The 22737-nt window shown below is 39.8% G+C and carries 21 protein-coding genes and 1 pseudogene; 2 read left to right on the forward strand and 20 right to left on the reverse strand.

Features of this window, described 5'->3' with window-relative positions; translation table 11 throughout:
- Positions 1–50 precede the first annotated feature (50 nt).
- Complete coding sequence (gene holA, locus K1I61_RS03225; protein ID WP_223334218.1) at positions 51–1088, reverse strand: DNA polymerase III subunit delta; 1038 nt, start codon at positions 1086–1088, stop codon at positions 51–53.
- Positions 1089–1120: 32 nt separating this feature from the next.
- Positions 1121–2056: a dihydroorotate oxidase gene (locus tag K1I61_RS03230; RefSeq protein WP_223334215.1), complete on the reverse strand. Its 936-nt coding sequence runs from the start codon at positions 2054–2056 to the stop codon at positions 1121–1123.
- Positions 2057–2284: 228 nt separating this feature from the next.
- Between K1I61_RS03230 and gdhA the strand changes: the two genes are divergently transcribed.
- Entirely contained in the window at positions 2285–3631 is a 1347-nt protein-coding gene (gdhA, locus tag K1I61_RS03235) for an NADP-specific glutamate dehydrogenase (RefSeq protein WP_223334213.1), read from the forward strand.
- A gap of 83 nt (positions 3632–3714) precedes the next feature.
- On the opposite strand, the gene alaS is transcribed toward gdhA, so the two are convergent.
- From alaS to budA, 10 genes and pseudogenes are all read right to left on the reverse strand, one after another.
- On the reverse strand, positions 3715–6333 hold the full coding sequence (gene alaS / locus K1I61_RS03240; RefSeq protein WP_223334210.1) for an alanine--tRNA ligase: 2619 nt from the start codon (positions 6331–6333) through the stop codon (positions 3715–3717).
- Positions 6330–6839 (reverse strand): annotated as a pseudogene (locus K1I61_RS03245) (LURP-one-related/scramblase family protein). The gene alaS and the pseudogene K1I61_RS03245 overlap by 4 nt, the downstream one beginning before the upstream one ends.
- Before the next feature lie 274 nt (positions 6840–7113).
- A complete protein-coding gene (locus K1I61_RS03250) occupies positions 7114–7863 on the reverse strand; it encodes an MBL fold metallo-hydrolase (protein WP_223334208.1) in 750 nt (249 codons plus the stop codon).
- Positions 7864–8067: 204 nt separating this feature from the next.
- On the reverse strand, positions 8068–9138 hold the full coding sequence (locus K1I61_RS03255) for an ABC transporter substrate-binding protein (protein WP_006153433.1): 1071 nt from the start codon (positions 9136–9138) through the stop codon (positions 8068–8070).
- On the reverse strand, positions 9135–9908 hold the full coding sequence (locus K1I61_RS03260; RefSeq protein WP_006150756.1) for an ABC transporter permease: 774 nt from the start codon (positions 9906–9908) through the stop codon (positions 9135–9137). Before K1I61_RS03260 ends, K1I61_RS03255 begins: the two co-directional genes overlap by 4 nt.
- Complete coding sequence (locus tag K1I61_RS03265) at positions 9905–10711, reverse strand: ABC transporter permease (protein WP_000754116.1); 807 nt, start codon at positions 10709–10711, stop codon at positions 9905–9907. The genes K1I61_RS03260 and K1I61_RS03265 overlap by 4 nt, the downstream gene beginning before the upstream one ends.
- Positions 10692–11849, reverse strand: a complete 1158-nt coding sequence (locus K1I61_RS03270) for an ABC transporter ATP-binding protein (RefSeq protein ID WP_223334206.1) — start codon at positions 11847–11849, stop codon at positions 10692–10694. Before K1I61_RS03270 ends, K1I61_RS03265 begins: the two co-directional genes overlap by 20 nt.
- Before the next feature lie 138 nt (positions 11850–11987).
- Complete coding sequence (gene murB, locus K1I61_RS03275; RefSeq protein WP_223334204.1) at positions 11988–12893, reverse strand: UDP-N-acetylmuramate dehydrogenase; 906 nt, start codon at positions 12891–12893, stop codon at positions 11988–11990.
- A 115-nt stretch (positions 12894–13008) separates the two neighbouring features.
- The gene (locus K1I61_RS03280) at positions 13009–13761 is read right to left on the reverse strand and encodes a YhfC family intramembrane metalloprotease (protein WP_223334201.1); all 753 of its coding nucleotides are present in this window, start codon (positions 13759–13761) and stop codon (positions 13009–13011) included.
- Between the two features lie 12 nt (positions 13762–13773).
- Positions 13774–14502 carry an acetolactate decarboxylase gene (gene budA, locus K1I61_RS03285; protein WP_214262084.1) on the reverse strand — a complete coding sequence of 243 codons (729 nt, stop codon included), beginning with the start codon at positions 14500–14502 and terminating at the stop codon, positions 13774–13776.
- Positions 14503–14834: 332 nt separating this feature from the next.
- Between budA and K1I61_RS03290 the strand changes: the two genes are divergently transcribed.
- On the forward strand, positions 14835–16163 hold the full coding sequence (locus K1I61_RS03290; protein ID WP_223334197.1) for an aminotransferase-like domain-containing protein: 1329 nt from the start codon (positions 14835–14837) through the stop codon (positions 16161–16163).
- Positions 16164–16281: 118 nt separating this feature from the next.
- On the opposite strand, the gene K1I61_RS03295 is transcribed toward K1I61_RS03290, so the two are convergent.
- The 8 genes from K1I61_RS03295 to K1I61_RS03330 form a co-directional block, all read right to left on the reverse strand.
- Positions 16282–17097, reverse strand: coding sequence for an ABC transporter substrate-binding protein (locus K1I61_RS03295; protein WP_223334194.1), 816 nt, complete (start codon positions 17095–17097; stop codon positions 16282–16284).
- A gap of 118 nt (positions 17098–17215) precedes the next feature.
- Positions 17216–17683, reverse strand: a complete 468-nt coding sequence (locus K1I61_RS03300; RefSeq protein WP_223334192.1) for an NUDIX hydrolase — start codon at positions 17681–17683, stop codon at positions 17216–17218.
- A gap of 92 nt (positions 17684–17775) precedes the next feature.
- A complete protein-coding gene (gene phoU, locus K1I61_RS03305; protein WP_223334190.1) occupies positions 17776–18429 on the reverse strand; it encodes a phosphate signaling complex protein PhoU in 654 nt (217 codons plus the stop codon).
- A 10-nt stretch (positions 18430–18439) separates the two neighbouring features.
- Positions 18440–19198, reverse strand: a complete 759-nt coding sequence (pstB, locus tag K1I61_RS03310) for a phosphate ABC transporter ATP-binding protein PstB (protein ID WP_006148225.1) — start codon at positions 19196–19198, stop codon at positions 18440–18442.
- A 12-nt stretch (positions 19199–19210) separates the two neighbouring features.
- Entirely contained in the window at positions 19211–20014 is an 804-nt protein-coding gene (pstB, locus tag K1I61_RS03315; RefSeq protein ID WP_223334188.1) for a phosphate ABC transporter ATP-binding protein PstB, read from the reverse strand.
- A gap of 10 nt (positions 20015–20024) precedes the next feature.
- Positions 20025–20909, reverse strand: a complete 885-nt coding sequence (gene pstA / locus K1I61_RS03320) for a phosphate ABC transporter permease PstA (protein WP_004252556.1) — start codon at positions 20907–20909, stop codon at positions 20025–20027.
- Complete coding sequence (pstC, locus tag K1I61_RS03325) at positions 20899–21816, reverse strand: phosphate ABC transporter permease subunit PstC (RefSeq protein ID WP_223334186.1); 918 nt, start codon at positions 21814–21816, stop codon at positions 20899–20901. Before pstC ends, pstA begins: the two co-directional genes overlap by 11 nt.
- Positions 21816–22694 carry a phosphate ABC transporter substrate-binding protein PstS gene (locus K1I61_RS03330; protein ID WP_036753858.1) on the reverse strand — a complete coding sequence of 293 codons (879 nt, stop codon included), beginning with the start codon at positions 22692–22694 and terminating at the stop codon, positions 21816–21818. The genes pstC and K1I61_RS03330 overlap by 1 nt, the downstream gene beginning before the upstream one ends.
- Positions 22695–22737: the final 43 nt, after the last annotated feature.

Consider the following 22737-nt stretch of genomic DNA (forward strand, 5'->3'; position numbering starts at 1 on the left):
TTCTATATAAAAATGATAACGCAAACAACCTTTTTTTTCAAGTTATTTGCTCAATTTGACTGGCTCGCAATCTGCAATAAAGCCTTCTCAAACAAGTACCCTTTTTCGTAAACACCAGTCTTAATTTGATAATCTGCCTGAATAAGATAACGAATAGAATCTTGTAGGAAATTCAGGGACAATCCTCGCGTGTCACGAAGGGCAAATTTGATTTGATAGGGGTTCGGATTGCGACCAAGATAGTGACCTAAACTGCTGACCATCTGAGATTCTGTCTGACCAGACTCTTGCAATATTTTTACCTGGGTATAGAGTCTAAACTGCCCCAGCATAATGGCAATCAGTTTAATCTCATCTTCACCCTGTAGGGTCAAATCTTTAACTAAATCTCGTGCTTGATCAATTTTCTTAGTTAATATTAATTGGGTCAAATCAAAAATATTATCCTGCAAAGTCTTTGGAATTGCTTCAACAATATCTTCTTCTGTTATCAGACCACTATCCTTATAAGACAGTAAGAAGAGCAGGTTTTTCTGAATTTCACTGAATTGAAAACTAGATTTGATAAGCAACTGTTCAAAGGAATTTCCATCAAAAGTAAGTCCTTGTTCCTGAGTCCACTTTTGAAAATAGGCTCGCAACTCTTGCTCTTTAGGTTCAAGAGCCTCAAATACTGTCGCATCACGCTTAAGTAATTTGACCATACGTCTCTTGCTATCTAACTTGCCTTCAGCAAAGATTACTAATTTACTTGAGGGTACAGGATTTTCCAGATAGTCTTCAAAGGCCTTTAGCTCATCATCAGTTAGATAGCGTTTTTTAGCAGTTGTAATATCCAAAAAGTGATCTAGAATCACAATTTTTTCATCCGCAAAGAAAGGAAGACTGACCAACTCTAGCTCCAAGCTTTTATAGTCTACTTCTTTCATGTCAAAATAAGCAAAATTCAAATCTGCAGGATCATATCCGATTTGCTTTAGAACTTGTGCTTTCATGACGTCATACTGTCCTTGATCAGCCCCTGTAAATAGGGTCAAACTAGGAAGGTTCGCTAAGGATAGCTTTCGACTTTCTTCTATGGCTAGCATTTATTCTCCTTTCTTTTTAATTTAGCTTCTGTTTAATCCATATAATTCAATTTTCCACGGAAATCCTCTAGGCTTTGGTATCCTTTTTCCGTCATAATCTCTTTGAGTTCCTTTGTGATTCGCTCAAAAGCACCTACACCTTCTTTATGAAGAGTAGTTCCTACTTGTACCATGCTGGCACCACATAGGATATGTTCAAAGGCATCACGCCCCGTTAATACTCCACCAGTTCCGATGATTTGAATTTGAGGATTTAAGCGTTGATAAAAAGCATGGACGTTGGCAAGAGCAGTTGGTTTAATGTATTCTCCACCAATTCCACCAAAGCCATTCTTAGGGCGAATAACCACTGTTTCATCCTCAATATAAAGACCATTTCCAATAGAGTTGACACAGTTGACGAATTTGAGTGGATACTTGTTAAAAATATCTGCTGCTTGGTCAAAGTGAACAATATCAAAATAAGGTGGAAGCTTAATTCCAAGAGGTTTTGTAAAATAATCAAAAACTTCTGACAAGATACGATCTGTTGTTTCAAAATCATAGGCAATCTGAGGCTTACCTGGAACATTTGGGCATGAGAGATTGAGTTCAGTTAAACCACGGAAATCACTTTCTTGCACCTTTTTTAAGATGGTATGAGTCTCCTCTGGAGACATTCCAACTAAAGATAGAAAGAAGGTACGATTTGGTTCCTTTTCTTGCAATTCCAAAAGGTAGTTCAAGTAATAGTCTAAACCATTATTTGGGAGTCCCATAGAGTTAATAGAACCAAGTGGAACATCTTGATAGCGTGGTTCAGGATTTCCCTGACGAAATTCCAAGGTTGCAGTCTTAGTGACAAAGGTTCCTGCTGCTGAATTTTTGACACCTTCCAATTCCTCAATTGTCATACAAGCAACACCTGCTGCATTCATCAAGCAATTATCGAACTCAAAACCAGCAATCTGTGTTTTCGTTGATACCATGATTCTATTCCTCCAAAAACCATTATTTCTTTACTATTATACCATACTTTGGCAGGAGCCTTTTAATAAAACTAACCCTATAAAAAGCTTTCTAATTCAACTAATAAAACTAGCTTATTCAAATTGAAAGAATTTTTAGAAAATTTATGTCTTTTTCTTTACACTGAAAATTTTTTCTGCTATAATGTCTCATGTAATAAAATATGACAACAAAAAAAGGAGAACGATATGACATCTGCTAAAGAATATATCCAAAGCGTGTTTGAAACTGTAAAAGCTCGTAACGGGCATGAGGCTGAATTTCTCCAGGCGGTCGAAGAATTCTTCAGTACTTTGGAACCTGTCTTTGAAAAACACCCTGAGTATATTGAAGAAAATATCTTGGCACGTATCACTGAACCTGAGCGCGTAATTTCTTTCCGTGTTCCTTGGGTTGACCGTGATGGAAAAGTTCAAGTTAACCGTGGTTACCGTGTTCAATTTAACTCTGCTGTTGGACCATATAAAGGCGGACTTCGTTTCCACCCAACTGTAAACCAAGGGATCTTGAAATTCCTCGGCTTCGAACAAATCTTTAAAAACGTTTTGACTGGGCTTCCAATCGGTGGAGGTAAAGGTGGATCAGACTTCGATCCTAAAGGCAAAACTGATGCTGAAGTGATGCGCTTCTGCCAAAGCTTCATGACTGAATTGCAAAAATACATCGGACCTTCTCTTGACGTACCCGCTGGTGATATCGGTGTCGGTGGACGTGAAATTGGTTACCTTTACGGACAATACAAACGCCTCAACCAATTTGATGCTGGTGTCTTGACTGGTAAACCTCTTGGATTTGGTGGTAGCCTGATTCGTCCAGAAGCGACTGGTTACGGTTTGGTTTACTACACTGAAGAAATGCTCAAAGCTAATGGAAACAGTTTTGCAGGTAAGAAAGTGGTTATTTCTGGTTCTGGTAACGTTGCTCAGTTTGCCCTTCAAAAAGCAACTGAACTTGGTGCTACAGTTATTTCTGTATCTGACTCAAATGGTTATGTCATTGATGAAAATGGTATCGACTTCGACCTTCTTACAGATGTGAAAAACAAACGTCGTGCTCGTTTAACTGAGTACGCTGCAGAAAAACCTACTGCTACTTACTATGAAGGTTCTGTATGGACTTACACTGGTAACTACGATATCGCTCTTCCATGTGCGACTCAAAACGAGATCAACGGGGAAGCTGCGAAACGCTTGGTTGCTCAAGGCGTTATCTGTGTCTCTGAAGGAGCTAACATGCCTAGCGACCTTGAAGCTATCAAAGTCTACAAGGAAAACGGAATCCTTTATGGACCTGCCAAAGCTGCCAATGCTGGTGGGGTAGCTGTATCTGCTCTTGAAATGAGCCAAAACAGCCTTCGCCTTTCATGGACACGTGAAGAAGTTGACGGACGTCTCAAAGACATCATGACTAACATCTTCAACACAGCTAAAACAACTGCAGAAACATACGGTCTTGGTACTGACTACCTTGCAGGTGCAAATATTGCAGCCTTTGAAAATGTAGCAAACGCTATGATTGCCCAAGGTATTGTTTAATTCTAAAAATGCGCTCCTCACTATTCGTGGGGAGTTTTTCTGATGCAAAAAATACCTATCCAAATGGATAGGTATTTGCTTGATTACAATTTACCTGCTACTGCATCCAATAATTCTTGGATTTTCGCTTGGTTGCTTCCTCCTGCCATGGCCATGTCTGGTTTACCACCACCACGTCCATAGACGATTGGAGCCAATTCTTTGATGACATTACCTGCGTGCACATCTTTTGTCTTGCTGGCTACAAGAAGGTTGACCTTGTCACCGATGGCTGCGACAAGAACAAGCACATCCGAATAGTCTTTTTGTTTCCAGTTATCCGCAAAGGTACGAAGGGCACCTGCATCTGATACAGAAACTTGACTAGCAATGTAACGGTGGCCGTTTGCTTCTTGAACATTCTTGAAGACATCACCTGCCGCTGCTGCTGCAGCTTTTTCCTTCAATTCTGCATTTTCTTTTTGTAATTGACGAAGTTGTTCTTGAAGTCCTTCAACCTTGTGAGGTACTTCTTTGAGTTGAGGAGCTTTCAAGGTTGTTGCGACGGCTTTCAGTGCATCTTCTTGATCACGATAAACTTCAAAGGCTTCCTTACCAGTCACTGCCAAGATACGACGAGTTCCTGATCCGATCCCTTCTTCTTTGACAATCTTGAAGAGACCGATTTCAGAAGTGTTACCAACGTGAGTACCACCACAAAGTTCAACTGAGTAGTCACCAATCGTTACAACACGGACTTCCTTACCGTATTTCTCACCAAAGAGGGCCATAGCTCCCATTTCTTTGGCTGTATCAATATCAGTCTCAACAGTCTTGACTGCAATGGCTTCCCAGATCTTCTCATTGACTTGTTGCTCAATAGCGCGTAATTCTTCAGGAGTTACGGCTTGGAAATGGGTGAAGTCAAAGCGAAGGAATTCTACTTCATTAAGTGAACCTGCTTGAGTTGCATGGTGGCCAAGGATATTGTGAAGGGCCGCATGGAGCAAGTGAGTCGATGTGTGGTTCTTCATGACACGGTGACGACGATTGCTATCGATGGCCAACGTGTATTCTTGGTTCAAAGCAAGCGGTGCAAGAACTTCAACAGTATGAAGAGCTTGTCCATTCGGTGCTTTTTGAACGTCTGTCACTGTAGCTACGACGTTACCTGCAGCATCCAAGATTTGACCATGGTCCGCAACCTGTCCACCCATTTCAGCGTAGAAAGGTGTTTCTGCAAAGATAAGAGATACAGTTCCTTCAGATACAGCTTCTACTTCTGCATTATCAGCAACGATAGCCACCAACTTAGAAGGCAATTGGCTAGCATTGTAGTTGAAGACACTTTCTACAGTAATGTTTTGAAGGGTTTCATTTTGCATCCCCATAGATCCGCCTTTGACAGCAGAGGCACGCGCACGTTCTTGCTGCTCTTTCATGGCTGCTTCAAAGCCTTCACGGTCTACAGTCATTCCTGCTTCTTCAGCGATTTCTTCTGTCAACTCTACTGGGAATCCATAAGTATCGTAGAGTTTGAAGACATCTTGTCCAGCGATAACCGTTTGGCCTTTTTCTTTCAAGTCTGCTACGATACCCTGGGCAAAGTGCTGACCTGAGTGAAGAGTACGGGCAAATGACTCTTCCTCGCTCTTAACGATCTTTTCAATAAAGTCACGTTTTTCAAGAACTTCTGGGTAGTAGCTTTCCATGATTTTTCCAACAGTTGGAACCAGTTTGAAAAGGAAAGGCTCGTTGATACCCAATTTTTGACCGTGCATTGAAGCACGACGGAGGAGACGACGAAGGACATAACCACGACCTTCATTTCCTGGAAGGGCACCATCACCGATAGCGAATGAAAGAGAACGGATATGGTCGGCAATAACCTTGAAGCTCATGTTGTCTCCATCTTGGTCGTAAACTTTACCAGACAATTTCTCAACTTCACGGATAATTGGCATGAAGAGATCTGTTTCAAAGTTAGTCTTAGCCCCTTGAATCACCGCTACCAAACGTTCCAAACCGGCGCCCGTATCAATGTTTTTGTGTGGCAATTCCTTGTACTCGCTACGAGGGACAGCTGGGTCAGCGTTAAATTGTGACAAGACAATATTCCAGATTTCGATATAACGATCGTTTTCGATATCTTCTGCAAGAAGACGAATACCAATATTTTCTGGGTCAAAGGCTTCCCCACGGTCAAAGAAAATTTCTGTATCAGGTCCAGAAGGTCCAGCACCGATTTCCCAGAAGTTGTCTTCGATTGGGATCAAGTGACTTGGATCCACGCCCACTTCGATCCAGCGATTGTATGAATCTTTATCATCTGGATAGTAAGTCATGTAGAGTTTGTCTTTAGGGAAGTCAAACCACTCAGGACTTGTCAAAAGCTCATATGCCCATGTAATTGCTTCGTCACGGAAGTAATCCCCGATGGAGAAGTTTCCCAACATTTCAAACATGGTATGGTGACGGGCAGTCTTCCCTACGTTTTCGATATCGTTGGTACGGATGGCTTTTTGAGCATTGGTAATACGTGGATTTTCAGGTTTGATAGTTCCATCGAAGTATTTTTTAAGAGTGGCAACCCCTGAGTTGATCCACAAAAGGGTTGGGTCGTTTACTGGAACCAAGCTAACGGATGGTTCTACTGAGTGGCCTTTTGTAGCCCAGAAATCAAGCCACATTTGGCGGACTTGTGCACTAGATAATTGTTTCATAGATATCTCCTTATTGTATCATTGTTTGATTGACTTTCTAGCATCTCTACGTAGTCGATAGTGACACAGAGAGAAACAACTAGATCAGCATAAGAATCTTCATAAACGGTAAGATTGTATGTAGAGGTCAGACGAATGAATTCTTTCGAGATTTCTGCAATCACTTGATCTCGGTCATCCAAAAGTTTGAAATCCCAATCCCAAATATCTCCTTCAATGCGAAGACCCAGGTTGTCAAATTCATACTTATCTCTAAAGAAAGTAAATTACTTGCGGATGTAAAAGCTATCTCCGTTACTCAGTTGAATTTCAAAACGGGGCAAGAAGGTCATGACTTCTTTTCGAATCTCACTGACCTTTTGGTTATCTGCATCATAGATAGTAAATGTTTTGGGAATATTAAAAAAAGAACCTTCTACCTGATAGGCGATTTCTCCCCTATCATCCTTGATATCAAAACGTTCACCACCTATGCGGAATTTTTGTTTGACATGAAATGTTCTCATAAACACCTCCAAAAATAAAAGACAAATCCATATCACGAAGGGCGAAAAACCGCGGTACCACCTTCATTCAATGAACTTGTCATTCTCTTATTCTTATGCAATTGTGTGATTGAGTAGCATGATTTTCTATCTTAGATGGCTCGCAGCACCGCCAATTCTCTGAACTAAGATGGAGAGAAAATCAATTCTCAACTCTAGTATTATATCGTTTTTAGAGAAGTTCGTCAAGGTTTATCCTCTTAAAGATACTGCATCAAATAATAAATTCTGAAACTTAGATACTAATCGTCTCTCCTACAGAAAGAGTTTTATAATTAGCATCTATTACTTCTTTTTTTGTCGTCTGGTAATGACTATAATCCTCAATATGAATTGGATAAATATTTTTTGGTTGAAGTGTAGATTCTAATTGCTGTAACATCTTTAAATTCATTGTGAATGGACCACCAAATGAATCTGATTTAACAGCTCCAAGGTTTGCAAAAATAGCATCAATTTTTCGGGAAACAAAATCTGTTACCCTTGGATATAAAATCGTGTCACCTGTAAAGTAGATTATTTTAGTTTGCAAAGGAGCTGTGATTGTTATTTGATATCCATTAACCTTACCAACTATTTTTTGCATTATATAATTACTCGCATGATAAGCTGGTACAGCTTTTATAGCAATTTGATATTCATCAACTGAAAACAACTGCTCTTCTCCCCAATTTAAAACTATATTATTTAAGCATGATAATCCTTCTGTGATTTTTCTGTTAGGAGTAATTACAGTTTTATCCCTTAGGTATCCCTTTCCTACATCATCTAAATGATCTTTATGACCATGAGTTATTAACCATAAATCAACTTTGTTAAAAAGAGTCATATCATGATAAACATCGGTCTTTTTCTCAGATAGAAAACCTTTGAACTGGACCAAAGTACCTTTTGGCGATAAATCTGGATCGATTCCGATATAAAATTTGTCATCTACGGAAATGACTCCACATGCAACTCCACAATAAGTAAACGAAATAGACATAATACTCCTACAAATACTTTCCAAATCACTTTTTTATGAAAAGATAAATTCCTTATGATTAGAAAAATTATAACACGATTCACAAATTATTACTACTTAGCACTTGGAACAATAATAAAACCTAGCTATAGAAACTTTACTAGTTACTAATAGCCAGGTTTTATTCTAATTTAATTGAAATTATTTCCGATAGCAGATAATCTCCTACTTCCTATACATCTTAAATTGTAGGAAGAGGTCGCTATAGATTCCTGTCCATTTATGGTCAAATTTTTCATAAACTTCTAGGTGTTTCATTGTATCTGCATCTGGATAGAAGGACTTGTCCTCTTTTGTCTCTTCAGGGAGCATTTCCTTAGCAGCATTGTTTGGTGTTGAATAGCCCACATACTCTGCATTCTTAAGAGCATTTTCAGGCTTCAACATGAAGTTGATAAAGGCATAAGCTGCATCTTGGTTCTTGACAGTTTTAGGAATAACCATGTTATCAAACCAGAGGTTACTTGCTTCTGTCGGCACGACATATTTGAGGTTAGGATTCTTTTCCAACATCTGGCTAGCTTCCCCTGAGAAGGTCACACCGATAGCAGCATTGTTCTGAATCATGTAACCCTTCATCTCATCCGCCACAATTGCCTTAATATTAGGAGTTAGCTCATACAGTTTATCAACCGTTTGTGATAGTTGTTGAGGATCTTTTGAGTTGAGGCTATAGCCTAGTGAGTTAAGACCTAAACCAAGCACTTCACGCGCCCCATCAAAGAGCATGATCGAATCCTTGTATTCTGGTTTCCAGAGGTCGTCCCAATGTTCAGGCGCTTCTTCCACCATGGTTTCATTGTAGACAATTCCCAAAGTTCCCCAGAAGTATGGGATAGAGTACTGGTTATTTGGATCAAAAGACTGATTGAGAAATTCTGGACCAATATTCTCAATTCCCTCAATTTTACTATAATCCAGTGGAACTAAGAGGTCTTCATCCTTCATTTTGTTAATCATGTACTCACTTGGGATAGCAATATCATAGGTTGTCCCACCCTGCTTGATTTTCGTGTACATGGCTTCGTTAGAGTCAAAGGTTTCGTACTGGACTTGGATTCCTGTTTCTTCTGTAAATTTCTCCAAAAGTTCAGGATCGATATAATCTCCCCAGTTGTAGATAACTAGTTTTTGGCTATCTCGACTATTGATTTTACTATCAAGATGATAGGAAATTCCCCATAAGACAAGGATAATGGCTAAAATTCCTGCTAAAAATGAATAGAGTCGTTTCATGCTTTCTCCTCCTTCTCGCGTGAAATGAAGTAATACCCTACAACCAGGATAATACTAAAGAGAAAGACCAAGGCTGAAAGAGCATTGATTTCTAGCGAAATTCCCTTACGAGCCCGAGAGTAAATCTCGACTGAGAGGGTTGAAAAACCATTCCCCGTTACAAAGAAGGTCACGGCAAAGTCATCTAGTGAATAAGTGAAAGCCATAAAGTAGCCTGCGATGATAGACGGCGTTAGGTAAGGAAGCATGATTTCCTTGAACATTTGGAACTGACTAGCACCAAGGTCATAAGCCGCATGAATCATATCTCCATTCATCTCTTTCAATCGTGGCAAGACCATGAGCACTACGATAGGAATCGAGAAGGCCACATGACTGGACAAGACTGTCAGAAAACCAAGTGAAAACTTGAGTTGGGTAAAGAGAATCAAGAAGCTGGCACCAATCATAACGTCGGGCGCAACCATCAAAATGTTATTGAGAGATAGAAAGGCTTCTTGGTACTTTTTACGTGATTGATAGATGTAGATAGCACCAAAGGTACCAATCACTGTCGCAATCAAGGCTGATAGAAAAGCTAGTAAAAAGGTTTGAACCAAGATAAGCATGAGCCTTCCATCACCAAACATGGTTTCAAAGTGAGACAAACTAAAGCCTGTAAAGCTATTCATATCATCCCCGGCATTGAAGGCATATCCAATCAAATAAAAGATTGGCAAATAAAGGACGATAAAGACAAAGGCTAGGTAAAGATTTGATAATTTTTTCATCGTTCTCTCCTTTCCTTAGTCACCCACATAGTGATAAACATAGTCAGGATAAGAACAACACCGATTGTTGAACCCATACCGTAGTTGTCGTTGGTCAAGAAGTTCTGCTCGATGGCAGTCCCCAAAGTAATCACTCGGTTCCCCCCAATCAAACGGGTCAACATGAAGAGACTCAAACTTGGGATAAAGACAGATTGAACTCCGCTTCGCACCCCGTTCATAGACAGAGGGAAGATGACATGTCGGAAGGTTTCCCACTTGGTTGCACCAAGGTCATAGCTGGCATTGATGAGATTGTTATCCATATCATCCAAAACATTGAAGATGGGCAAAATCATAAATGGAAGCTCGATGTAGCTTGCTACAAAGATAAATGAGAAATCTGTAAATAGCAACTGCTGAGAACCAATTCCGATAAATTCTAGGAATTGGTTAATAGAGCCATTTTGACCAAAAATCCCGATAAAGGCATAAGCCTTAAGGAGAAGGTTGATCCAGGTTGGTAAAATGATTAGCATGAGCCAGAGTTGACGGTGTTTGAGACGAGTCAAAAAGAGGGCTGTTGGATAACTGATAAGAAGCGTCACTAGAGTTACAATTCCTGCATAGAGAACAGAATTGAAGCTCATTTTGAGATAGGTTAAGTTTTGCGACGCAAAATAGGATTTATAGTTTTCTAAACTAAACTGACCTTCGATGTTGAAAAATGATTGTCCAAAAATCAAGACCAAGGGTGCCAATACAAAGAGTGCAATCCAAAGCATGTAGGGCACTACAAAGAGTTTAGAGGTTGTTTTCTTCATCTCTTTCCTCCTCAATAGCGTTAATCAAACCTGCTTCATGCTCTTCGATTTCTACATATTCTTCGATACGAGCATCGAACTCTTCTTCTGTTTCATTGAGACGCATGATGTGGATGTCTTCTGGTTCAAAGTCCAGACCAATTTCCTCACCAACGATGGCCTTACGAGTTGAGTGAATCATCCATTCATTCCCAAGTTCATCATAGGCGATAATCTCATAGTGCACTCCACGGAAGAGCTGAGTATCGACCTTCACTTGAAGTTTTCCTTCTTCTGGCAGAGTAATACGCAAGTCCTCTGGACGAATGACGACTTCGACTGGTTCATTTGGCTTCATCCCACCGTCAACCGCTTCAAATCGTTTGCCATTGAACTCGACCAAGTAGTCCTCAATCATAGTCCCTGGCAAGATATTTGATTCACCGATAAAGGTGGCAACAAAGTGGTTAATGGGCTCATCATAGATATCAACTGGTGTACCAGACTGAACAATCTCACCGTCATTCATGACAAAAATCCAGTCACTCATGGCCAGAGCTTCTTCCTGATCGTGAGTAACAAAGACAAAGGTAATCCCCAAGCGTTGTTGCAGTTCACGTAGTTCGTACTGCATGTCTGTCCGCAACTTCAAGTCAAGGGCTGACAAGGGCTCATCCAAGAGTACCACACGTGGCTGGTTGATAATCGCACGAGCAATAGCTACACGCTGACGTTGTCCTCCAGAAAGCTTACGAATAGAACGTTTTTCAAAACCTTCCAACTGTACCATCTTAAGTACTTCTACTACACGTCGTTCGATTTCTTTCTTATCGACCTTACGCAAACGCAATGGAAAGGCAACATTTTCAAAAACATTCATATGTGGGAACAAGGCATAAGACTGAAAGACCGTATGAACATCACGCTTATTGGTCGGGATATCATTGATTCGCACACCATCCAACAAAATATCACCAGTCGTTGCATCCAGCAAACCTGCGATGATATTAAGAATAGTTGATTTCCCTGAACCAGACGCTCCTAGCAATGTGTAAAATTTTCCTTCTTCCAACTCAAAGTTAATATCCTTGAGAACCTTGGTGTCGCTATCTTCAAAAACTTTAGAAACGTTTCTGAATTCGATAATTGGTTTTTTCAATTCCTCTAAATTCCTTTTTCTTCGTAAATTAACAGATTGGGACCTTTTTAAATGCTAGAAACAAGCTTAGGACATGAAATGGCCTAAATCTCATCTAGCGATAAAATCCCAATCTTTGAATGATGTGCAAAAATAATGTTATTCGTGTTCTCCCAGGATACGAACTTCTCGCTCGAGGGTAACGCCTGAATGTTCTTTAACTTTTTCAATGACAGACTCAATTAAGTCTTCATAATCTCTAGCAGTTCCATCAGCTACATTTATCATAAAGCCTGCATGCTTTTCTGAGACTTCGACACCACCGATACGGTAGCCCTTCAAACCAGCTTCTGAAATCAATTGCCCTGCAAAATGCCCAACCGGACGTTTAAAGACAGAACCACAAGAAGGATATTCCAATGGTTGTTTGAGTTCACGAAGGTGGGTCAAGCGTTCCATTTCTTGTTTGATAGTCTCATAATTTCCTGGAGATAGTGCGAATTTAGCTGATAAGACGACTGCTCCAGATTCTTGAATGGCTGAATGACGATAACCAAAGGCTAAGTCTTTGGCAGATAAAGTCTCGATTTCACCATCTTTTGTTAAAACCTGACACGATTGCAAGATATGAGCAATCTCACCACCATAGGCACCAGCGTTCATAAAGACAGCACCACCGACGCTTCCTGGAATTCCACAAGCAAACTCAAAACCCGTCAAACTATGACGCAGAGCTATACGAGTGGTTTCAATCAAGTTAGCTCCAGCTTCTGCCTCAATCGTATAACCATCAACTGTGACATTATTCAATTTGTCACACATGATGACAAAACCACGAACGCCACCTTCACGGACGATAATATTACTGGCATTTCCAAGAACCATCCATGGGATATTTTCTTGATTAGCGAACTTAACCACACGGGCCATCTCATAATGATTACGAGGAAAAGCTAAGTAATCTGCCTTCCCTCCGACTTTGGTATAGGTATAAGTTTTCAATGGCTCATCGAATCGAATATCAATTCCTTCTAATGTTTCTTTTAATTTTTCTAATACAGTCATCTTTCTTATCCTTTTATAAAATTCATTCCATTATACCATTTTTAGCGATTTTTTTCGACGATTTGAAAAGCTTTTTTATAGATACAAATGAAAAAGAGGCTAGGCCTCTTTTAGTTTATTGTTTTTTATACAAGATAGTTTTTGTAAAGTATACAAATAAAACAACTTCCACTGCTAACAATCCTTCAACAAGAAGCGGATTTGAAATCCAACCAACCTGTGAAAGACTAGGAGCTAGATCGAATAAGGCGTGCAAACCATAAGCAGCTACTAGGTAAATCCAATTCTTTCGACGGACTGCTTGATAAACCCAGAAAGAGAGTCCGATTTGCATCACCAGAGAAAGCACACGCTCAACACCTAGTAAATAAACTTGCCATACAGATAGGGACTGAACTGCTTCAAGTGTAGTTTTGGGAAGGAGATTTGCTACATCGGGATTTGGAGACTCTAATAATGAAAGGAGGATCAAAAGACTAATCAAACTTCCCATTCCGAGGTAGAGCAACTCCAAACCTCCATGCCCCAACCCATAAGCTAAGGCATCTGAATCTTCTAAGCTTCTCTTCTTCTCTAACCATTTAAAGAAGACAAGGCGAGCCGTTTCTTCAAAGATAGCTGCCATAGCAATTCCATAAAGGACATATAAAAAAGGATGCTCCTGCATGAGCGAAATGGTTCCATCTTTTTGTGGATGAAGCACCAAAAGGTGAACGATTTTCTCCAAGACTTGAGAAGAAACAAAGAATGCCACTGCCCCAAGACCTAGTACCGAAAGGTTAATCTTGTATTTCTTTTTTGCATACCAAATGGCTGCTATAAGAAATACAACTAAAGCTATCATAGTAATTATTACATGATTTTTCATACTTTTCTCCTTTTATTCAGCCTGATCGATATCTTTTTTCATCTCATCAACATTGAACTTAGCAAAGAGGTACTGACGATCCTGAACAGGGAAACGTTGATCCAACTGATCGACTGCTCCAACCTCTACGATTCCTTCCTTGATGACAAAGTCCATGACGTGACCACCAAAGGTTAGGTCATCTGAAATAAAGTGCAAATGATAGCCTGCGACACTGACACCATGGAAAATTTCAGGTGTCCAGAATCCAACGATAGTCCCAGAGACATTTTCGCAACTATATTCAGGCTGATGAGTCGCAACCTCAGCAAATTTTGTTTCGCTTGTCGATTTTGGAATCATGCGAACATGCATGTGTTTAAAATCACCATGAATCTTAATCGAACGGAAAAGATTTTCTCCATCATAGTAGGACTCAATACGTTTTTCTAGTTCCTTATCAGTCATTTCAAAACGCTGGCGGAAAATAACTTCTGCCTGGTGGGGTACAACTGCTGCATAGGGAATCAGTGCATCTGGTGAAACTTCCACGATTTCAGGTTTATCACCTGACCCCTTAGCTTGATAAGCCTTTCCATCTAAGACAATTAACTCCCCATCAATAGAGTCCAAGGTTCCTAGCCCTAAATCTCCATGTTCAAGTAACTCACCAACTGTCATGGTCCCGCCGTAAAGTCCTGCCATCAAGGCTCCCAAAGTATTATATTGGAATAATTTAACTGGTTCTTGCACCTTTATCATCTCACTCTTCTTTGAAAATTTACTTACTAAGTATATCACAATTCTGATTAGAATTGAATGCTAGACTGCCTTTTAATACTCAATGAAAATCAAAGAGCAAACTAGGAAACTAGCCGAAGGTTGCTCAAAACACTGTTTTGAGGTTGTAGATGGAACTGACGTAGTCAGCTCAAAGCACTGCTTTGAGGTTGTGGATAGAACTGACGAAGTCAGTAACATACATACATACGGCAAGGCGACGTTGACGTGGTTTGAAGAGATTTTCGAAGAGTATAACATTGCCAAACAACTAAAAAAAGGGTACAATGTAACAAAATCAAGAGAGGTCTGGAATGAAGCAAGAAAGTAAGTACGAACAAGTTGTTCACTATCTAAAAGAAGAGATTGAATCAGGAAAACTTCAAACAGGAAGTCGTCTACCTTCTATCCGAAAACTCAGTCAAGACTTCCACTGCAGTAAAGATACTGTGCAGCGTGCACTTTTGGAACTCCGATACGAGAAATACATTTACTCCAAACCTCAAAGTGGCTATTATGTTTTAGAACAACAAGCTAGCCACGAAGACCTCGTTATCTCGGTCAATGACGAACATGCTGCTGCCTATGATGATTTTCGTCTTTGTGTCAATGAAAGCTTGATCGGTCGAGAAAATTATCTCTACAACTACTATGAACACCAAGAGGGTTTAGAAGAATTACGAAAGTCTGTTCATAAACTACTGTTTGACCAAGCTATCTATAGTAAACCCGATCAATTAGTCATGACAACTGGAACCCAGCAAGCACTGTTTATTCTTTCTCAAATTGACTTTCCAGGTAAGGGCCAAGAAATACTGGTCGAACAACCAACCTATCACCGAATGAACCAACTTCTGCTGGCTCAAAATATCCCCTATCGAACCATTGAACGTCGCGTGGATGGCATTGACCTGAAAGAACTTGAGAAACATTTTCAAAGTGGTAACATTAAATTTTTCTACACCATTCCTCGATTCCACTATCCGCTAGGTCATTCATATTCTGAAGAGGAGAAACGCGCTATCCTTGATTTAGCAGCCAAATATCAAATTTATATCGTTGAAGATGATTATCTGGGAGATCTAGATCCTAAAATGGGACAAACCTTTCATTATTTGGACCAAAATGATTTGGTCATCTACATCAAGTCTTTTTCTACAAGTATTTTCCCTGCACTTCGAATCACTGCTCTCATACTTCCAAATCCTATTAAAGGTCCTTTTGTGGCCTATAAAAACATTCTGGACTATGATAACAACCTTATTATGCAAAAGGCTTTATCACTCTACATTGATAGTCAACTCTTTGAAAAAAATAGAGTAGCAAGATTGGCACTGCAAGAGAAAAGTCAAGGCTTCATTCATAAGCTATTAAAATCTTATCCCCTTTCCCTGCCAAACTATCCTCTCCATGATGGACTTTTGCTTGATCTCAGAAACTATCCTAAGATTGCAAGCCTCAAACACAGCTCTTTAAATCTAGACTTTTTCGAATCGTCCTACATTGAGACTTGCCCCTATCAATTTGCTAAGGTTCCTTTAGAAAGTCTTGAAACAACATTAAATTACTTAAAAACAGAGAGTGGGACAGAAATCGGTAATTCGTTAGAATTCGATTTCATCGTCCCACCTCCGCACAGTTGAGTAAGGCTGTAAAAGCTGATGAAATCAGCGTAGTAGAGCCCACTCAACCACTGCGTCTTGCTTGATAATCCAATGACAATTGAGAGGCTAGGACTTTTGTCCCAGCCTCTGTTATTTTTTATTGCTCTACTTCTGTTAGCTTGGCAGCTTTTTCAAGATATGTTTGATAAGTACCGTCATCTTTCAGTTTTTGAATAACCTTATCAACTACTTCCTTCAAATCTGAGTTGCCTTTCTTGATAGCAACTGCATTTTCTTCGCCTTCTTTCATAGTTAAGCTTACTGTTGCGACAGCCAAGTCAGCATTTTTTGTTGCATAGCTGAGGGCTACTGGCTCGTCCATATGAACAGCATCAACCTTACCTGATTGAAGTTCATTAACAGCTTCACCCATATTTGTCAATGAAGTCAACTGCGCTTTAGGAAGTTGCTCTTTGACCATAGATTCAGGGACAGTTCCTTTTTGAGCTGCAATATTTGCACTTGCTAGAGAGTCCAAATCTTTGTATTTTTCAAGATCAGTTTTTCTGATTAGGAAGCTAATCTTGTTTTCATAGTAAGGAATTGAGAAATCAAAGACTTCTTTTCTTTCTTCAGTTGCACTGATTCCCGCAATAGCCAAGTCTGCTTTTCCTGTTTGAAGACTGGTCAAGACGTTATCAAAACTCATGCTTGAAACTTCCAATTTCACTCCAAGTTCATCAGCGATTGCTTGGGCCATATCAATATCAGCACCTACGACTTGGTTCTTACCATCTACAAGTGCTTGAAATTCAAATGGTACATAGTCTGGGCTAGTTGCGACAACTAATTTACCTTTTTGTTTGATTGCCTCTACTGCAGACTGTGAGCTTGAGCTAGATGATTGGCAAGCAACTAAAAAGAAACTTGCAAGAAAACTACATAAGACAAATATCCATTTTTTTAATTTCATAAATAAACAACCTCTCTATCGATTTTGTATAATTATAACTTAATTGAAAATAATTGTCAACATTTTCTTGCATTTTACATAAAATATATTTATAAAAAATACAAATTCAATGATTGGTTTATCTATCTATTGGGAAACAATTTTCAAAAAAATCATTTATCATATCTTGATGTTGCTGGTTTACAATTGTGATATTTTGCATATCTCTGTGATCAAACAACCCTAATTCTAAAGTTTCGTCACTCGTAAAAACATTTGTAGAGATCGAAGTTTCAGATGTAACTAAATACAACATTGTAATAACTTGTGCCTCATCACCATTTGGATAACTATCTGAATATTTTGTATAAACATTTAAGAGTTTTTTCACTGTTACTTTCACTCCAGTTTCTTCATAAAACTCTCTCACTAATGCTTCTACAGCCGATTCACCTAATTCAATAGCACCACCTGGTAAACCCCAAGTTCCTTTGTCTGCTCGTTTTTGTAATAATATTTTTCCTGATTGACTTAAAATTCCACAAGTAAAATTTAAAATAATTTTATCTTTTCCAACTTTTTTTCTTATACTCTGTATATAGTTCATTATTCACCTCTGACAAAGTAAACTATCGATACAATGAAAGCTTACTATATTAAAAAGTAAGCTTTCACAATAATTTTTATCTTCTAAATATTTTACAATTCGACAATCTTACCTGTTTCAAAGTAAACAACCCATTCACAGATATTTTTTGCATAGTCACCGATGCGCTCCAAGTATGAAATCACTTGGAAGTAATCGCGACCTGTGACGATAGCATCTGGTTTCTTTCTGATTTCTTCAGTTGCCAAATCACGAATATTTTCAAAGTAATGGTTAATTTTTTCATCCATGGTTGCAACTTCGTAGGCCTTGTCAACTGATCCGTTTAGGTAAAGTTCAAGGGTTGTTTCCACGAAATCTTTAACATCACGTCCCATCTTTTTGATTTCTTCTTCAACTTCTGGGATGCGTTGTTCACCCTTCATACGAATGGTTGCCTCAGCAATGGATACAGCATGGTCTCCCATACGTTCCAAGTCTGAAACAGCCTTTAGAACTGTTAGAACTGTACGTAAATCTTGTGATACCGGCTGTTGAAGGGCAATAATTTCAAATGATTTCTTTTCAAGTTTCAATTCGTATTCATTAACTTCTGCGTCTTGCTCGATGACTTCTTTAGCCAAGTCACGGTCATGAGTGACAAAAGCTCGTACAGTACGATTGATTTGGGAAAGAACTTCTTGTCCCATAGCGTAGAATTGGTTGTGCAATTTCTCTAAATCTTCTTCAAATTGAGATCGTAACATCTTTTTCTCCTTATCCAAATTTACCTGAAATGTAATCTTCTGTTTCCTTATGTTGTGGATAGAGGAACATTTCCTTGGTATCGTTAAATTCAATCAAATCTCCATTGAGGAAAAAGCCTGTTTTATCAGAGATTCGAGATGCTTGCTGCATGGAACGAGTAACCAATAGCATGGTGTACTTGTCCTTAAGACTATATAGGGTTTCTTCGATTTTTCCAGCCGAGATAGGATCTAAGGCTGAGGTCGGCTCATCCAAGAGGATAATCTTTGGACTAGTCGCCAATACACGGGCTACACAAACACGTTGTTGTTGTCCACCTGATAGACCAATTGCTGAATCATGCAAGCGATCCTTGACCTCATCCCAGATTGAAGCACGCTGTAAGGCTTTCTCTACAGCTTCGTCCAAGACTTGCTTATCTTTCTCCCCATTAATGCGGAGACCATAGACGACATTTTCATAGATGGACATTGGAAATGGATTGGGTTGTTGGAAAACCATTCCAATTTCCTTACGTAACTCAACGGTATCAGTACGAGGGCTATAGATATTGTGTCCATTATAAACCACTGATCCAGTTGTTGTCACTTCAGGATTAAGGTCACCCATTCGGTTAATAGCCTTGAGCAGGGTTGATTTCCCAGATCCAGAGGGACCGATAAGGGCGGTAATTTCCTTGGGTTGGAAAGATAAGGAAACACTATTCAAGGCCTTCTTTTTGTTGTAATAAACAGATAGGTCTTTGACCTGTAAAATCGGTTCTGTCATACTGTTTCCTTTCTAACCAAAGTGTCCAGTTACATAGTCATTGGTAGACTGTAGCTTGGCATTTTGGAAAATGTTTGACGTTTTATCGTACTCAATCAAATCTCCCAAGTAGAAAAATCCAGTGTAGTCACTTGCACGCGCAGCCTGTTGCATACTGTGGGTCACGATAATGATGGTAAAATCCTTCTTCAACTCCAACATGGTCTCCTCAAGCTGAGCTGTCGCAATCGGATCCAAGGCTGATGCCGGCTCATCCATCAAGAGGATGTCTGGTTTTACAGAAATAGCACGTGCGATACAGAGACGTTGCTGCTGACCACCTGAAAGCATCAAGGCTGACTTATGGAGGTCATCTTTGACCTGATCCCAGAGGGCAGCCTGGCGAAGTGAGGTTTCTACAATTTCATCAAGGATTTTCTTGTCCTTAATACCTGCACGTTCATGTGCAAATGTGATGTTGCGGTAGATTGATTTAGCAAATGGATTTGGACGTTGGAACACCATTCCGATGTGTTTACGCATTTCATAAACATTGATTTCAGGACGATTAACGTCAATTCCCTGATAGAGAATTTGTCCTGTAACTTTTGCAATATCAATGGTATCATTCATACGGTTGAGACTGCGTAGGTAGGTTGATTTCCCAGAACCTGACGGTCCAATCAAGGCCGTAATTTTATTTTTTTCGAATTGCATATCCACGCCCTTGATGGATTCATTTTTACCGTAGTAAACGTGTAAATCCTTAGTAGAGAGGGCCACTTTTTCTTCTGGAAAAGTAATGATATGCCTTTCATCCCAATTATATTTTGACATGGCTTCTCCTTTAGGCAGCGGTTAATTTCTTATGTAGATAGCTTCCGAGTTTACGTGCTCCAAAGTTAAAGATTAAGATAAAGATAAGGAGCACCGCAGCAGAACCTGCTGAAACCAAAGTTCCATCAGGAATAGTTCCTTCACTATTGACTTTCCAGATATGAACAGCCAAGGTTTCTGCTTGACGGAAGATTGAGATTGGACTAGATACACTTAGAACATTCCAGTTAGACCAGTCAAGAGCTGGCGCAGATTGACCTGCTGTGTAGATAAGGGCTGCAGCTTCACCAAAGATACGACCTGATGCAAGCACGATCCCCGTTACAATTCCAGGAAGAGCTTCAGGAATCACGACATGAAGGACTGTTTCCCAACGAGAAAGTCCCAGCGCCAAACCAGCTTCACGTTGCGTATGGTGAACGTGTTTCAAACTGTCTTCAACGTTACGAGTCATCTGTGGAAGATTAAAGACTGTTAAAGCTAAGGCACCTGAAATAATAGAAAATCCATACTCAAACTGGACTACAAAGATGAGGTAACCAAAGAGACCTACAACAACGGATGGTAGAGAAGACAAGATTTCAATACAGGTACGGACAAAATTTGTAATCCGACCTTTTTTAGCATACTCTGCTAGGAAAATTCCAGCTCCCATTGATAGAGGCACTGAGATGAATAAGGTAATGACCAAAAGGAAGAAGGAATTATAAAGTTGAATTCCAATACCACCACCTGCTTGATAAGAGGATGATTTTCCAGTCAAGAATGACCAAGAAACATGCGGCAAGCCTCGAACCAAGATATAAAGAATCAAGGAAGCTAGAATGGTCACGATGATTCCTGCGATGGTATAGAGGACAGCTGTTGCAAGTTTATCTAATTTCTTAGCGTGCATAGTTTTTCTTTCCTCTTTCTTTCGTAATCAATTTAATGACACTGTTAAAGGCCAAACTCATCAAGAGCAATACTAAGGCCAGTGACCAAAGAACATTATTATCAACAGTTCCCATAACGGTATTTCCGATTCCCATGGTCAAAACAGATGTCAGAGTCGCTGCTGGTGTCGTCAATGAAGTTGGAACAACTGCTGAGTTACCGACAACCATCTGAATCGCAAGGGCTTCACCAAAGGCACGCGCCATTCCGAAGACTACTGCCGTAAAAATACCTGAACGAGCAGCCTTCAAGGTTACACGCCAGATGGTTTGCCAACGAGTCGCTCCCATGGCTAAACTTGCTTCACGGTAGTGACGAGGAACCGCACGTAAGCTATCTGTTGTCATGAAGGTTACAGTCGGCAAAATCATAACAAAGAGAACGAAAATTCCTGATAAAATACCAAAACCAGTACCACCAAAGACAGTACGTACAAAAGGTACCACGACCTGCAAACCGATAAATCCATAAACTACTGAAGGAATCCCAACTAGGAGCTCGATAGCTGGTTGTAAAATCTTAGCTCCTTTTGGTGATACTTCTGTCATAAAGACTGCTGCCCCAATGGCAAATGGTGTAGCAATCAAAGCTGATAGGATGGTAACAATAAAGGAACCTAAAATCATTGGAAGAGCACCAAATTGCTTACCTGATGGATTCCAAGTTGCACCAAAGAGGAAATCAAAGATATTCACACCATTGACAAAGAAGGTCGACAAACCTTTTTGGGCTACAAAGATTAAAATCATAGCCACAATGATAACAATCAAAGATAGGCAGGCAAAAGTCAGACTTTTCCCTAATTTCTCAAGACGAGAGTTTTTTGAAGGAGAGAGCAATTTTTTAGATAATTCTTCTTGATTCATTATTGGCTCCCTTCTAGCGCTGTTACAGTACCTGCAGCATCTTTTTCAACCTTCATTTCCTTGACAGAAATATAGCCCATTCCTTTTACAATGCCATTTTGAGCTTCATCTGAAAGGACAAAGTTTAGGAATTCGGCAACCAATTCATTTGGCTCACCAAGGGTATACATGTGTTCATAAGACCACAAAGGCCAATTGTTAGTTGTAACATTTTCTGAGGTTGGCTCATAACCATTGAGTTTGATAGTCCCAACCGAGTCATCAACATAGGCGAAAGCTAGGTATGAGATAGCTCCAGGTGTTTGGGAAACGATGGACTTCACCATACCGTTTGAATCTTGCTCTTGACTTTGTATTGCTGATTTTCCATCCATAATCACACTGTCAAAGGTAGCACGAGAACCTGAGCTTGCAGCACGGTTGATAATAGAAACAGCTAAATCCTTACCACCAACTTCTTTCCAGTTGGTAATTTCACCTGTAAAAATTTTGCTAAGTTGTTCTGTCGTAAGATTATCGACGTCTACTTCTTTATTAATAATGACAGCTAATCCAGCAACAGCAACCTTATGGTCAACTAGCGCGGACGCATCGATACCATCTTTCTCTTCAGCGAACACATCAGAGTTTCCAACATCAACTGCACCTGACTGAACTTGAGATAGTCCAGTACCAGATCCACCACCTTGAACATTGACTGTTTTACCAACGTGTGCGGACGCAAATTCATCTGCTGCCGCCTCGACTAAAGGTTGAAGGGCAGTTGAACCGACAGCCGTCATAGACTCCCCACGATCAATCCAACTTGCACATCCTACTAGCGAACCAGCAAGTAAAAGAGTTGCAAGAGAGATGGTGAGTTTTTTAAATTTTTTCACTATTTGTCTCCTTGAAAATAATGATGAATAGCTTGAATTTTTG

The sequence above is a fragment of the Streptococcus infantis genome, from assembly GCF_019929665.1.
GTDB classification, from domain to species: domain Bacteria; phylum Bacillota; class Bacilli; order Lactobacillales; family Streptococcaceae; genus Streptococcus; species Streptococcus infantis_H.

Bases quoted from the DNA above. Each gene is read 5' to 3' on its own strand.
- phoU (WP_223334190.1), bottom strand. From the start codon at position 18,429: ATGTTACGATCTCAATTTGAAGAAGATTTAGAGAAATTGCACAACCAA.
- murB (WP_223334204.1), bottom strand. From the start codon at position 12,893: ATGACTGTATTAGAAAAATTAAAAGAAACATTAGAAGGAATTGATATT.
- K1I61_RS03295 (WP_223334194.1), bottom strand. From the start codon at position 17,097: ATGAAATTAAAAAAATGGATATTTGTCTTATGTAGTTTTCTTGCAAGT.
- K1I61_RS03260 (WP_006150756.1), bottom strand. From the start codon at position 9,908: ATGAAAAAATTATCAAATCTTTACCTAGCCTTTGTCTTTATCGTCCTT.
- K1I61_RS03265 (WP_000754116.1), bottom strand. From the start codon at position 10,711: ATGAAGAAAACAACCTCTAAACTCTTTGTAGTGCCCTACATGCTTTGG.
- alaS (WP_223334210.1), bottom strand. From the start codon at position 6,333: ATGAAACAATTATCTAGTGCACAAGTCCGCCAAATGTGGCTTGATTTC.
- K1I61_RS03230 (WP_223334215.1), bottom strand. From the start codon at position 2,056: ATGGTATCAACGAAAACACAGATTGCTGGTTTTGAGTTCGATAATTGC.
- pstA (WP_004252556.1), bottom strand. From the start codon at position 20,909: ATGCACGCTAAGAAATTAGATAAACTTGCAACAGCTGTCCTCTATACC.
- K1I61_RS03300 (WP_223334192.1), bottom strand. From the start codon at position 17,683: ATGAACTATATACAGAGTATAAGAAAAAAAGTTGGAAAAGATAAAATT.
- holA (WP_223334218.1), bottom strand. From the start codon at position 1,088: ATGCTAGCCATAGAAGAAAGTCGAAAGCTATCCTTAGCGAACCTTCCT.
- pstC (WP_223334186.1), bottom strand. From the start codon at position 21,816: ATGAATCAAGAAGAATTATCTAAAAAATTGCTCTCTCCTTCAAAAAAC.
- K1I61_RS03280 (WP_223334201.1), bottom strand. From the start codon at position 13,761: ATGAAAAATCATGTAATAATTACTATGATAGCTTTAGTTGTATTTCTT.
- gdhA (WP_223334213.1), top strand. From the start codon at position 2,285: ATGACATCTGCTAAAGAATATATCCAAAGCGTGTTTGAAACTGTAAAA.
- K1I61_RS03290 (WP_223334197.1), top strand. From the start codon at position 14,835: ATGAAGCAAGAAAGTAAGTACGAACAAGTTGTTCACTATCTAAAAGAA.
- K1I61_RS03255 (WP_006153433.1), bottom strand. From the start codon at position 9,138: ATGAAACGACTCTATTCATTTTTAGCAGGAATTTTAGCCATTATCCTT.
- K1I61_RS03250 (WP_223334208.1), bottom strand. From the start codon at position 7,863: ATGTCTATTTCGTTTACTTATTGTGGAGTTGCATGTGGAGTCATTTCC.
- budA (WP_214262084.1), bottom strand. From the start codon at position 14,502: ATGATAAAGGTGCAAGAACCAGTTAAATTATTCCAATATAATACTTTG.
- pstB (WP_006148225.1), bottom strand. From the start codon at position 19,198: ATGACAGAACCGATTTTACAGGTCAAAGACCTATCTGTTTATTACAAC.
- pstB (WP_223334188.1), bottom strand. From the start codon at position 20,014: ATGTCAAAATATAATTGGGATGAAAGGCATATCATTACTTTTCCAGAA.